The organism is Streptomyces sp. NBC_01635 (genome assembly GCF_045209715.1).
Classification (GTDB): Bacteria; Actinomycetota; Actinomycetes; order Streptomycetales; family Streptomycetaceae; genus Streptomyces; species Streptomyces hirsutus.
The window spans coordinates 4,574,170-4,587,135 of the sequence record NZ_CP109277.1; the positions used below are offsets into that span (position 1 = coordinate 4,574,170).

The 12,966-nt window shown below is 68.1% G+C and carries 11 protein-coding genes; 5 read left to right on the forward strand and 6 right to left on the reverse strand.

What is annotated here, in order from left to right:
• Positions 1-22 precede the first annotated feature (22 nt).
• The 6 genes from gyrB to dnaA all read right to left on the reverse strand — a co-directional run bounded on the left by gyrB (position 23) and on the right by dnaA (position 9,782).
• The gene (gene gyrB, locus OHB56_RS21305) at positions 23-2,083 is read right to left on the reverse strand and encodes a DNA topoisomerase (ATP-hydrolyzing) subunit B (RefSeq protein ID WP_326753715.1); all 2,061 of its coding nucleotides are present in this window, start codon (positions 2,081-2,083) and stop codon (positions 23-25) included.
• A gap of 455 nt (positions 2,084-2,538) precedes the next feature.
• Positions 2,539-3,093: a DUF721 domain-containing protein gene (locus tag OHB56_RS21310; RefSeq protein WP_406355049.1), complete on the reverse strand. Its 555-nt coding sequence runs from the start codon at positions 3,091-3,093 to the stop codon at positions 2,539-2,541.
• Positions 3,090-4,211 carry a DNA replication/repair protein RecF gene (gene recF, locus OHB56_RS21315; RefSeq protein ID WP_326753717.1) on the reverse strand — a complete coding sequence of 374 codons (1,122 nt, stop codon included), beginning with the start codon at positions 4,209-4,211 and terminating at the stop codon, positions 3,090-3,092. Before recF ends, OHB56_RS21310 begins: the two co-directional genes overlap by 4 nt.
• A 125-nt stretch (positions 4,212-4,336) precedes the next feature.
• Entirely contained in the window at positions 4,337-5,212 is an 876-nt protein-coding gene (gene gnd / locus OHB56_RS21320; RefSeq protein WP_326753718.1) for a phosphogluconate dehydrogenase (NAD(+)-dependent, decarboxylating), read from the reverse strand.
• 296 nt (positions 5,213-5,508) lie between these two features.
• Positions 5,509-6,639 (reverse strand): DNA polymerase III subunit beta, encoded by a 1,131-nt coding sequence (gene dnaN, locus OHB56_RS21325; RefSeq protein WP_055596610.1) that lies wholly within the window; start codon positions 6,637-6,639, stop codon positions 5,509-5,511.
• A 1,175-nt stretch (positions 6,640-7,814) separates the two neighbouring features.
• Positions 7,815-9,782: a chromosomal replication initiator protein DnaA gene (gene dnaA / locus OHB56_RS21330; RefSeq protein WP_326753719.1), complete on the reverse strand. Its 1,968-nt coding sequence runs from the start codon at positions 9,780-9,782 to the stop codon at positions 7,815-7,817.
• Between the two features lie 380 nt (positions 9,783-10,162).
• Between dnaA and rpmH the strand changes: the two genes are divergently transcribed.
• From rpmH to OHB56_RS21355, 5 genes are read left to right on the forward strand one after another with little or no spacing between them, the layout of a single operon-like run.
• Positions 10,163-10,300, forward strand: coding sequence for a 50S ribosomal protein L34 (rpmH, locus tag OHB56_RS21335; protein ID WP_030215407.1), 138 nt, complete (start codon positions 10,163-10,165; stop codon positions 10,298-10,300).
• A gap of 21 nt (positions 10,301-10,321) precedes the next feature.
• A complete protein-coding gene (rnpA, locus tag OHB56_RS21340; RefSeq protein WP_079035050.1) occupies positions 10,322-10,693 on the forward strand; it encodes a ribonuclease P protein component in 372 nt (123 codons plus the stop codon).
• Positions 10,690-11,061, forward strand: coding sequence for a membrane protein insertion efficiency factor YidD (gene yidD, locus OHB56_RS21345; RefSeq protein WP_055595879.1), 372 nt, complete (start codon positions 10,690-10,692; stop codon positions 11,059-11,061). Before rnpA ends, yidD begins: the two co-directional genes overlap by 4 nt.
• 3 nt (positions 11,062-11,064) lie before the next feature.
• On the forward strand, positions 11,065-12,333 hold the full coding sequence (gene yidC / locus OHB56_RS21350) for a membrane protein insertase YidC (RefSeq protein WP_326753720.1): 1,269 nt from the start codon (positions 11,065-11,067) through the stop codon (positions 12,331-12,333).
• A gap of 15 nt (positions 12,334-12,348) precedes the next feature.
• Positions 12,349-12,861, forward strand: coding sequence for a R3H domain-containing nucleic acid-binding protein (locus OHB56_RS21355; RefSeq protein WP_055595877.1), 513 nt, complete (start codon positions 12,349-12,351; stop codon positions 12,859-12,861).
• The last annotated feature ends 105 nt before the right edge of the window (positions 12,862-12,966 follow it).

The following is a 12,966-nucleotide window of genomic DNA, read 5'->3' on the forward strand; positions in this document are numbered from 1 at the left end:
GGTGCGGTCAGCTGAGACCGACTCAGATGTCGAGGAAGCGGACGTCCTTGGCGTTGCGCTGGATGAACTGGCGGCGGGCCTCCACGTCCTCGCCCATGAGGACGGAGAACAGGTCGTCGGCCTGCGCGGCGTCGTCCAGGGTGACCTGGCCGAGGACGCGGTGCTCCTGGTCCATCGTGGTGATGCGCAGTTCCTCGGCGTTCATCTCGCCGAGACCCTTGAAGCGCTGGACGGAGTCCTCGCGGATACGCTTGCCGGCCTGGCGGCCCATCTCGATCAGCGCGTCGCGCTCGCGGTCGGAGTACGCGTACTCGAAGTCGTCCCGGCCCCACTTGATCTTGTAGAGCGGGGGACGGGAGAGGTACACGTGCCCCGCCTCGACCAGCGGCCGCATGAAGCGGAACAGGAACGTCAGCAGCAGGGTGTTGATGTGCTGGCCGTCGACGTCGGCGTCCGCCATCAGGATGATCTTGTGATAGCGGAGCCTCTCGATATCGAAGTCCTCGTGCACGCCGGTGCCGAACGCGGAGATCATCGCCTGGATCTCCTGGTTCTGCAGGATCCGGTCGATGCGCGCCTTCTCGACGTTGAGGATCTTGCCCCGGATCGGGAGGATCGCCTGGTACTGCGGGTTCCGGCCGGACTTGGCCGAGCCGCCGGCGGAGTCGCCCTCGACGATGAAGATCTCGCACTTGATGGGGTCGTTCGACTGGCAGTCCGAGAGCTTGCCCGGCAGGGACGCCGACTCCAGCAGACCCTTGCGGCGGGTCAGGTCGCGGGCCTTGCGGGCCGCCACGCGCGCGGTGGCCGCCGCGATGCCCTTGCGGACGATGTCCGCGGCCTCGTTGGGGTTGCGGTCCAGCCAGTCGGCGAGGTGCTCGTAGATGACCTTCTGGACGAAGGTCTTCACCTCGGTGTTGCCGAGCTTGGTCTTGGTCTGGCCCTCGAACTGGGGCTCGCTCAGCTTGACCGAGATGATCGCCGTCAGACCCTCGCGGATGTCGTCGCCCGTGAGGTTGTCGTCCTTCTCCCGCAGCAGCTTCTTGTCGCGCGCGTACTTGTTGATGAGCGAGGTCATCGCCGCGCGGAAGCCCTCTTCGTGCGTACCGCCCTCATGCGTGTGGATGATGTTGGCGAAGGAGTAGACGCCCTCGGTGTAGCCGCTGTTCCACTGCATGGCGACCTCGAGGGACAGGAGCTTCTCCTTGTCCTCGGCCTCGAGGTCGATCACGGTGGGGTGCACCACGTCGCCCTTGCGGGAGTTGAGGTACTTCACGAAGTCGACGATGCCGCCCTCGTAGTGGTACGAGACGGCCTTGACCTCGTACTTCTCGTCCTCGCCCGCCTCGTCCGCCCCGGCGGTGGCCTTCGCCGACTCGCGCTCGTCGGCGAGGTTGATCCGCAGGCCCTTGTTGAGGAACGCCATCTCCTGGAAACGCCGCGAAAGCGTCTCGAAGGAGTACTCGGTGGTCTCGAAGATGTCCGCGTCGGCCCAGAAGGTGACCGTGGTCCCGGTCTCCTCCGTGGCCTCCTGCTGGACCAGCGGGGCCGTGGGGACGCCCATCTTGTAGTCCTGCGTCCAGCGGTAGCCGTCACGCTTGATCTCGACGGAGATCCTGCTCGACAGGGCGTTCACCACGGAGACACCGACGCCGTGCAGGCCGCCGGAGACCGCGTATCCGCCGCCGCCGAACTTGCCGCCCGCGTGCAGCACGGTCAGCACGACCTCGACGGCCGGCTTGTTCTCCGAGGGAACGATGTCCACCGGGATGCCCCGGCCGTTGTCGACGACCCGGACACCGCCGTCGGCCAGGATCGTCACGTCGATCGTGTCCGCGTGCCCGGCCAGCGCCTCGTCGACGGAGTTGTCCACGACCTCCTGCACCAGGTGGTGCAGCCCTCGTTCGCCGGTCGAACCGATGTACATACCGGGTCGCTTGCGGACCGCGTCCAGACCCTCGAGGACGGTGATGGCACTGGCGTCGTACGAAGCGGTGATCTCGCCGTTGAGGGCGGTCGCCTCGTTCTTCGCACCGGTGTCGGTGGACGGGATGTTCTCGTTGGGGTTGCCGGAATCGGCCACGAAGCGCCCTTTCTGGCACACCACGAGCCTGGCTCGGCGGCGGGTTGCCGGAGCGGCTGCGGCATGTTGCGTTGATAAGCCTTGATCAGCGTTGCTCAGCTTTTCCCGGGCGGTCCCCACGATCGGGGCGGGATTGCTTCCAGTCTACCGGTAGCTCGGACATCGATGGGGGTTTGCCGGTGCCTGAGTCCGCATGTGCCGCCCTCAACCGGTCTCGCCCGACTCCCGATATACGGATGGGGGCTCCAGGAGGCTCACGAGGGCACCTAGCGCTTCCGGCCGTCAACCCTTTGCTACTTACGAGTCAGGTGGCGATCCGGCACTCCGCCCGGGGGTGCGACGAAAGGAACCCCGACGGACCGCACACACTCCCGGAAGCCCTCCGTGTGACGTCGGTCACCCTTTGGCGAAAGGCCTGAAACAGGGCCCCGAACATGGCTCGGAAAGGGTCTCGGTCACCCGTACGTGTCGCCGGGACCGGTGCTTCCGGGGGCGCGCAGCGGCCCGTAGCGGCGGGCCGGGCCACCCGGCCCGTTGACCTTGATCAGCCTCACCGTGCCGTGGCCCAGGTCCTCGTTCAGCCGGGCGACCAGAGTCGGGGCGAGCAGCCGCAGATTCGTCGCCCACGCGGTGGAGTCGCAGCGCACGATCAGCACCCGCTCGTCCTCGTCGTAACGCTCCGGCTCACAGTGCTTGGCCACGTCCTCACCGACGATCTCGGGCCAGCGCCCCATCACACCGCCCACCGCGGCCGGGGCCTCCCAGCCGCGCTCGGTGAGCAACCGGTTGATCGCCGCGCCGAGCGCCATGGGATCGCGCCGGTCCCCGCGCGCACCCGAGCGCAGGCCGCCGCGCCGCGCCTGCTTCTTCTGCTGCGCCACGTCCCCACGCGCGCGTGCCGCTTCCTTGGCCGCGCGCAACGCCACGCGCGCGAGGTCGACCCCCGAGGGCTCAGGAGTCGCCTTCCGAGCGTCGTCGGGGGCTTTGTCGGGCCCGCCCGGCTCGCTCATACCCGTTCCACCGTCCCGCCGGCCACCGCGAACCGGGTCCCCGACAGCACATGGGGGACATCGTCGTCGACCGCCGCGGTCACCAGCACCTGCTCGCCCGGCGCGACCAGCTCGGCGAGGCGCTCACGACGGCGGGTGTCCAGCTCGGCGAAGACGTCGTCGAGGACCAGCACCGGCTCGTTGCCCTCGGCGCGCAGCAGGTCGTAGGAGGCCAGGCGCAGCGCCAGCGCGTAGGACCAGGACTCGCCGTGGGAGGCGTAGCCCTTGGCCGGCAGCCGGCCGAGATTGAGCAGCAGGTCGTCGCGGTGCGGGCCGACCAGGGTGACGCCCCGCTCGACCTCCTGCTTGCGCGCCTCGGCGAGCGCGGCCGACAGCTGCTCGTACAGGTCCTCGCGCGTGTGCGCCTCGCCGGGTGCCGACGGCTTGTACTCCAGGGCGACGGGACCGCCGCCCGGCGCGAGCTGTTCGTACGCCTTGTCGGCGAGTGGCTGGATCGCGGCGATCAGATCCAGTCGCCGGGCCAGCAGTTCGGCACCCGCACGCGCGAGGTGCTGGTCCCAGACGTCGAGGGTGGACAGGTCCATGGTGCGCCCGCCGTGGCGGCGGGCCAGCGCGGCGGACTTCAGCAGCGTGTTGCGCTGCTTGAGAACACGGTCGTAGTCGGAGCGGACCCCGGCCATGCGTGGGGAGCGGGCGGTGATCAGCTCGTCCAGGAACCGGCGCCGCTCGCCGGGATCACCCTTGATCAGGGCAAGGTCCTCGGGCGCGAACAGGACGGTGCGGACGATCCCCAGCACGTCCCGGGGCCTGACCTGCGAGGACCTGTTGATCCGAGCGCGGTTGGCGCGGCCCGGGTTCAGTTCCAGCTCGACGAGCTGCTGCCGCTCGCCCTGGCGGACCTGGGCCCGGATGATCGCGCGGTCGGCTCCCATGCGGACCAGCGGAGTGTCGGAGGAGACACGGTGGCTGCCGAGTGTGGCGAGGTAGCCGACCGCTTCGACGAGGTTCGTCTTGCCCTGCCCGTTGGGGCCGACGAAGGCCGTGACCCCCGGGTCGAGCGGGACCTCGACCCGGGGATAGGACCGGAAATCGGCCAGCGACAGATGCGTGACGTGCATGGTCGTTCGCCGACCTCCCCCGGCGTGGTGGACCGCCGTGCGGTCCTGTGGACTGCAGCCCCGAAACCGCCCGGCGGCTCAGGCTGTGGCTGCTCCGGCTGCTTCGTGGACTGCTTCTCTGTGGATTACTTCTTCTCGACCGCGTGGCCGCCGAACTGGTTGCGCAGCGCCGCGATCATCTTCATCTGCGGCGAGTCCTCCTGACGGGAGGAGAACCGCGCGAACAGCGACGCGGTGATCGCCGGCAGCGGGACCGCGTTGTCGATCGCGGCCTCCACGGTCCAGCGTCCCTCACCGGAGTCCTGCGCGTACCCCCGGAGGCCCTCCAGGTGCTCGTCCTCGCGCAGCGCGTTCACCGCGAGGTCGAGCAGCCAGGAGCGGATGACCGTGCCCTCCTGCCAGGAGCGGAAGACCTCCCGGACATCGGTCACCGAGTCGACCTTCTCCAGGAGCTCCCAGCCCTCGGCATAGGCCTGCATCATCGCGTACTCGATGCCGTTGTGGACCATCTTGGCGAAGTGGCCGGCACCGACCTTGCCGGCGTGCACCGAGCCGAAGTCGCCCTCCGGCTTCAGGGCGTCGAAGACCGGCTGCACCTTGGCGACGTGCTCCTTGTCGCCGCCGTACATCAGCGCGTAGCCGTTCTCCAGGCCCCAGACACCGCCGGAGACGCCGCAGTCGACGAAACCTATGCCCTTGGCCGCCAGCTCCTCGGCGTGCTTCTCGTCGTCCGTCCAGCGGGAGTTGCCGCCGTCCACGACCACGTCGCCGGGCTGCAGCAGCTCAGCGAGTTCGTCGATGGTCGACTGGGTGGCCTCGCCCGCCGGGACCATCACCCAGACCACGCGCGGGCCCTCGAGCTTGCCCACGAGTTCTTCCAGGCTGTGGACATCGGCGAGGTCCGGGTTGCGGTCGTATCCGAGAACGGTGTGGCCCGCGCGGCGAATCCGCTCGCGCATGTTGCCGCCCATCTTGCCGAGGCCGACGAGACCGAGCTCCATCAGTTGTGTTCCTTAGGTTGCGACGTGGCGTGGCGGCACGAGCGTGCCGCGGCACTTACGTACCAACCCGACCCTAAACCCGGGCGCTCACGCACATCTGTGGGCATACGCGCTCATACGCACGCCCTCACCTGCGGTTTCACCGATGCCGGCCGATCAGCCCTCTTCCGCTCCCTCCGGGTCCGGCACGATCCGGTACACACCCGCGGTCCGGCGTCCGGACCCGGAAGGACTGTGCACGCCTGTGGACCGATGCGGGCGGCCATGGACAGGCGGGCGAGGTCGGGCGGACGAGATCAGCCGCTGAGCCGCACCGGCATGATCAGGTACTTGTAGGCGTCGTCCGCCTCCGCGTCCACCGCGGGCCTGCCGCTGAGCAGTGCGGGCTTGGTGGACGTGGTGAACGACAGCTGGGCCACCGGGGAGTCGATGGCGCTCAGGCCGTCCAGCAGGAACGTGGGATTGAAGGCGATCGAGATGTCGTCGCCCTCCAGCTGGGCGTCGACCCTTTCCACAGCCTGTGCGTCGTCACTGGAACCGGCCTCCAGGATGAGCACACCCTGCTCGAAGCTCAGCCGCACCGGGGTGTTGCGCTCGGCGACCAGGGCCACACGCTTCACGGCCTCCACGAAGGGGGCGGTCTCGATGACGGCGACGCTGTTGAACTCGGTCGGGAACAGCGTGCGGTACTTCGGGAGGTCGCCCTCCAGCAGCCGCGTGGTGGTGCGCCGGCCCGCGCCTTCGAAACCGATCAGGCCCTCGCCCGCACCCGAGCCGGACAGCGCCAGGATCACCTGGTCGCCGCTGGTCAGTGCCTTGGCGGTGTCCAGGAGCGTCTTGGCGGGCACCAGGGCGACCGCCGAGGCCTCCGGGTTCTCCGGCTTCCACAGGAACTCGCGGACCGCGAAGCGGTAGCGGTCGGTGGAGGCCAGCGTCACCGTGTCGCCCTCGATCTCGATGCGGACACCGGTCAGGACGGGCAGGGTGTCGTCGCGGCCCGCCGCGATGGCGACCTGCTGCACGGCGGACGCGAAGACCTCACCGGGCACCGTGCCCGTCGCGTTCGGCATCTGCGGCAGGGCCGGGTACTCCTCCACCGGCAGGGTGTGGAGCGTGAACCGAGAGGAGCCGCAGACCACCGTCGCCCGTACACCGTCTGTGGAAATCTCCACCGGCCGGTTGGGGAGGGCGCGGCAGATGTCGGCGAGCAGCCGGCCCGAGACGAGCACCGTGCCCTCTTCCTCGACCTCCGTCTCCACCGAGACCCGCGCGGAGACCTCGTAGTCGAAGCTGGACAGGCTCAGCTGTCCCGACTCGGCCTTCAGCAGCAGGCCTGCGAGGACCGGCGCCGGCGGACGGGCCGGGAGACTGCGCGCCGCCCAGGCCACTGCCTCCGCGAGTACGTCGCGTTCCACCCGGATCTTCACCGTAAGCCGCCTCCTGCTGTTGCCGGCGTTCTCGCGCCCTGCTTCGCCTTCGTCATCTGACTCGGTGTGCTCGGCCTCTGGGAGGGGCAAGGACACCGGGGAACAGTCTGACGCACAGCACTGACAGTAGGTGCCTCTCGGGGTCAAGTCGTGACGAGGGGCAGCCGGCGTAGAAACGGCGAGTTGTGCACAGGGCCCGCTTCGAAACGGATTCCTCACTCTCTCTGGTTGGGAGTAGTAGTAGGGCCTGTGGATACCGTGGATAACCTCGTTTTCCCAGCTCAGAGCCTAGATTTTGTCCACTGGTCCTGTGGGCGGAGCCGGTGGACAACTCGGGGTTTCTGTGGAGAACAGAAAGTTCTGCACACTCCGTACACAGGTAGGGCCGAGTTCTCCCCAGCTCTGTCCCCAGGTTTGCCGGTCTTTCCCACAGGCCCCCTCGGCACCTTGATGTGACGCCTTTCACTCGACCCAGTGAGGAGGGGCCTCGTGTTGCCGAACAGTGGACAAGCATGTGGAGAAGCGGATGATCGCTGGGGACAACCGGCCGCTGCCTGTGGGTTGCCGGTGGAAAACTTTGTCCACAGCCTGTGGATCACCGTTTCGTCCACAGCCTGTGGAGATCGCTTGTCCACGAATCCACAACCGATTGACCTGGCCTGATAGTGCCCCATCGGGCAGCCCTGTGGACAGGATCGGGACAACTTCGCGGTCCCCAGGATGTGGACGGGAAAAACTTGCCGAATCTGTGGAGGAAGGCCGTAACCCGGTGCCGGATGGGAACAGCGGGCGGGACCTCGAGGACGACCGGGCGACCGGGGACCGACGCGAGGACGGCGAGGGGGCGGCTGAGGGGACCGACGCGAGGACGGCGAGGGGGCGGCTGAGGGAGACGGCCGGTGCGGGACGGCGGCTCTTGGGGGCACCGGAAGGCACCCGAAGGTCTTCCGGGTTCCGTCGGCGAGCGGGACGGCGGGTCGGCGGGCGTACGGGAAGGGCGTCCCCGGACCTCATCCGGGGACGCCCTTCCCGTACGCCGACGGTTCTGAGGGGGCGGCCTGCCCGAGGGGACCAGGACAGCTGCGGGCAGGCACCGGATCCCCTCGTGCCCACCACGGGCGACCTGTCACCAGCCCCTGGTCACGGGTGTCTGACTGCGAGGGGGCCGGGAGACCTCAGCCGGCCTTGATGCGGTTGGTGAGTTCGGTGACCTGGTTGTAGATGGAGCGCCGCTCCGCCATCAGATTGCGGATCTTCCGGTCCGCGTGCATCACCGTCGTATGGTCGCGGCCGCCGAACAGCGCACCGATCTTCGGCAGCGACAGGTCGGTCAGCTCGCGGCACAAATACATCGCGATCTGCCGCGCGGTCACCAGCGCGCGTCCGCGCGAGGTGCCGCACAGGTCCTCGACCGTGAGCCCGAAGTAGTCGGCGGTCGCGCCCATGATGGCCGTCGAGGTGATCTCCGGTGCGGAGTCGTCTCCGCCGGGCATCAGGTCCTTCAGGACGATCTCGGTGAGCCCGAGGTCCACCGGCTGCCGGTTGAGCGAGGCGAAGGCCGTCACCCTGATCAGCGCGCCCTCCAGCTCACGGATGTTGCGTGAGATCCGGGAAGCGATGAACTCCAGCACCTCCGGCGGGGCGTTGAGCTGTTCCTGCACCGCCTTCTTGCGCAGGATCGCGATCCGCGTCTCCAGCTCCGGTGGCTGGACGTCGGTGATCAGACCCCACTCGAAACGGTTCCGCAGCCGGTCCTCCAGCGTCACCAGTTGCTTGGGCGGCCGGTCGCTGGAGAGCACGATCTGCTTGTTGGCGTTGTGCAGCGTGTTGAAGGTGTGGAAGAACTCCTCCTGCGTCGACTCCTTGTCCGCGAGGAACTGGATGTCGTCGACCAGCAGGATGTCCATCTCCCGGTACCGCTTGCGGAAGCTGTCGCCCTTGCCGTCGCGGATGGAGTTGATGAACTCGTTGGTGAACTCCTCCGAGCTCACGTACCGCACCCGGGTGCCGGGATAGAGACTGCGCGCGTAGTGCCCGATCGCGTGCAGCAGGTGCGTCTTGCCGAGCCCGGACTCCCCGTAGATGAAGAGAGGGTTGTACGCCTTCGCGGGGGCCTCGGCCACCGCCACCGCCGCCGCGTGCGCGAAGCGGTTGGAGGCGCCGATGACGAACGTGTCGAAGAGGTACTTCGGGTTCAGCCGGGCGGTCGGCTCACCGGGGCCGGCCGCCGGTGCGGGCTGCGCGGCCAGCGGGCCGGGTGCACCACTGGCGGGCAGGTTCGGGCCGACGGGGCCGCCACGGTGGACATGACCCGCGCCCGAGGGAGGTTCCGGCAGCTCGCGGCGGACGGCGTCGCGCTGGTCGTAGTTGCCGCGCTCATAATCCTTGCGCTCGTACTCCGCGCGGGATGTCTTGTAGTCGGAGCGCTGCTGGTCGTAGGAGGGACGTTCCATCGGCTGCGGACGGTAGTCCTGCGAGGGCGCGCCCCCGTAGCCGTCCTGGGAGCCGTACGTCTCCTGGGACGGCGAGGCGTACGGGTCGCGGTCCGGGAAGCCGAGGCGCTGCTGCTGCCAGCTGTACTCGTCCTGTGCCGGGCGAGGCCAGGAGCCGGGCTCCGGGCGCTGGTACTCCGAGGGGTAGGCCGGGCGGGCGGTGGGGAGCTGATCGCCGGGCGGTCCGGGATGCTGGTCGGCGCGGCGCCGGCCGTAGCCCTTGTAGCTGTCGTAGTCCTCGTACTGCTCGCGCTCCTGGCGGTCCTGTAGGTCCGGGCGGTCCGGGCGCTCGGGGTGGTCCTGCCGGGCGGGCGGGAGCTCGGGTTCCTCGTAGCGCGACGGAGGGCGGGGGGCGAGTGGGGCCGGAGGCTCTCCCGCGGAGTCGTCGACGGTGATGGCGATACGGATGGGGCGCCCGCACTCGCGGCTCAGGCTCTCGCTGACGACCGGGGCCAGACGGCCCTCGAGCACGCCCTTGGCGAACTCGTTCGGCACGGCGAGCAGGGCGGTGTCGGCGACCAGTGCCAGCGGCTGGCAGCGCCGGATCCAGTGTTCGTCCTTCCCCTCCACTCCCTGGCCCCGGCCCTCACCGAGGAGTTGTTCCAATACGCGTGGCCACACTGCGGCAAGATCGGCAGGTACGTCAGCCACAGGGCACGCTCTCTCACGGGTCCCTCGAACGTGTGGTTCAGGGACGGGTTGGGTCGGGTTCTAAAGGGGGTGCGGGAGGGACAAAGGAACGAATCGGAGTTCAGCCACGGTAGTCAGGGCGGCCGGTACGGTTCAAGTCATTGTCCCCAGCCTGTGGACAAGTGTCTCCCGGCGACGGCTGGTTTGACCGAATGACGCAGCCGCGCGTACCGTGACGAGGTCGAGTTGTCGATGGCTGCTGCCGCCTGCCTCCGATGGGCACAGATCGCGCAAGATGATCGGTCAGCGGTGCACTCGGGCGTAACGCGAGCTACTCGTGGGCGCACGGTGACAGCCAGGACGGCACCCCGCAATCTACGAACTCTTTCTGGAGCCCCCGAGTGAGCAAGCGCACCTTCCAGCCGAACAACCGTCGTCGCGCCAAGACCCACGGCTTCCGGCTGCGTATGCGCACCCGTGCCGGCCGCGCGATTCTCGCGTCCCGCCGTGGCAAGGGTCGCACCCGTCTGTCCGCCTGATCCTGATCAGGTCATGACGTCGTGCTGCCCACCGAGAACCGGCTGAGGCGGCGCGAGGACTTCGCGACCGCGGTACGACGGGGACGCCGGGCCGGACGCCCGCGCCTCGTCGTGCACCTACGCAGCGGTGTCACGGACCCGCATGCGCCTGGGCAGAACGCTGCCCCGACGCGTGCGGGTTTCGTCGTAAGCAAGGCGGTGGGCGGCGCGGTCGTGCGGAACAAGGTGAAGCGCAGGCTTCGCCACCTGATGCGCGATCGAGTCGCCCTGCTGCCCCCCGGTAGCCTGGTAGTCGTACGAGCGTTGCCCGGAGCGGGGGACGCCGACCATGCACAACTGGCCCAAGACCTGGATGCCGCTCTTCAGCGGTTGCTGGGAGGGGGCACGCGATGAAGTACCCGCTGCTGGTTCTGATCAAGCTCTATCAGTGGACGATCAGTCCCCTGCTTGGGCCTGTATGCAAGTACTACCCGTCGTGTTCCCACTACGGCTACACGGCCATCGACCGGCACGGTGCCATCAAGGGCACAGCACTCACGGCCTGGCGCATCCTGCGGTGCAATCCGTGGTCGCTGGGCGGCGTGGACCATGTCCCGCCGCGCAAGCGGCCGCGGTGGCACGAAATGCTGCGTAACGCCTGGCGTGCACGCAAGGGCGGGCCCGCCTCCGCCGAACCGGCCACCGAAGGACAGACCCTTCCCGGGAGTCCGAGTTCTTCGAGCCCGGCCGCAGAGATCTCGCCCCATGCCCAAGGAGCATGATTAGTGGACACGATTGCCAGCCTCTTCAGCTTCATCACGACACCTGTCTCCTGGGTCATCGTCCAGTTCCACAGCGTGTACGGGGCCATCTTCGGCCCTGACACCGGGTGGGCCTGGGGCCTGTCCATCGTGTCCCTGGTGATTCTGATCCGTATCTGCCTGATCCCGCTCTTCGTGAAGCAGATCAAGGCGACACGCGCGATGCAGACGCTCCAGCCGGAGATGAAGAAGATCCAGGAGCGCTACAAGAACGACAAGCAGCGCCAGTCCGAAGAGATGATGAAGCTGTACAAGGATGCGGGCACCAACCCGCTCTCCTCGTGCCTTCCCATCCTGGCGCAGTCGCCGTTCTTCTTCGCCCTGTACCACGTGCTCAACAGCATCGCGTCCAATGACACCGTCGGCGTGATCAACGAGCGTCTGCTGGAAAGCGCGCAGAAGGCCCACATCTTCGGTGCCCCGCTCGCGGCGAAGTTCACGGACAACTCGGACAAGCTCGAGGCCCTCAACGCCTCCTTGACCGATGTGCGCATCGTCACGGCGCTCATGATCGTGCTGATGTCGCTGTCGCAGTTCTACACGCAGCGCCAGCTGATGACGAAGAACGTCGACACCACGGTGAAGACGCCGTTCATGCAGCAGCAGAAGATGCTGATGTACGTCTTCCCCGTCATCTTCGCCGTCTTCGGTATCAACTTCCCCGTCGGTGTCCTCGTCTACTGGCTGACCACCAACGTGTGGACCATGGGCCAGCAGATGTACGTCATCCACAACAACCCGACGCCGGGCTCCAAGGCGCAGGCCGCGTACCTGGAGCGCCTCACCAAGCACGTCACCCACCACGGCAAGACCCGTAACCGCCGTGATCGTGCCGTCGTCAAGGCCATCGTCGCCAAGGGCCGGGACCGCAACGAGCACGAGCGCAAGTTCATCAACGGTCTGAACAAGGCGGGCCTCGCGGCTCAGGCCGACGGTGTGGTGATCAAGAGCGACGCCACGGCTGCCGCCCAGGCGGAGGACGGCTCCCCGACCACGGCCCAAGCCGCGAAGCGGCAGCAGCCCAAGCGGCAGAGCAAGTCCCAGCGCCAGAGCGGTGCGACAAGGGCAACCGGTGAGTCCCCCTCGCTGATCAAGGCCGAAGAGCCCAAGGACGACGTCAAGCCCGCCGCCGCCAAGAAGGGCAACGCCAAGCCCGGCGGAAGCACCCGCAGCAAGGCCCAGTCCGGACAGCGCAAGGGCCCGCAGCGGCCCAAGTCCCCGTCCAAGAAGTAAGAAGGAGTCCATCCCGTGACGGAAGGCACCACCTCCGCCGCTGCCGAGGGCGCAGACACCCTGACCCGCCTGGAGCAGGAAGGCGAGATCGCAGCGGACTACCTGGAGGGTCTGCTCGACATCGCCGACCTCGACGGTGACATCGACATGGACGTCGAGGCCGACCGTGCCTCTGTCTCGATCATCAGCGACTCGTCCGGCCGCGACCTGCAGAAGCTGGTCGGGCGTGACGGCGAGGTACTCGAAGCGCTCCAGGAGCTCACGCGCCTGGCCGTGCACCGCGAGACCGGTGACCGCAGTCGGCTGATGCTCGACATCGCGGGGTACCGCGCCAAGAAGCGGGCCGAGCTGTCCGAGCTCGGTGCGAAGGCCGCTGCCGAGGCCAGGAGCAGCGGTGAGCCCGTGAAGCTCGACCCGATGACGCCGTTCGAGCGCAAGGTCGTGCACGACGCGGTCAAGGCCGCCGGCCTGAGCAGTGAGTCCGAGGGCGAGGAGCCGCAGCGCTTCGTCGTCGTGCTCCCTGCCTGAACGGTTCCACGTTCCACCGGCCCCGTCTGTTGCGCAGACGGGGCCGAATTTTGTCAGCCTGATAGTTCTGTGGTGTCGACCGGTGGGTCGGCACGGTACGGAAGG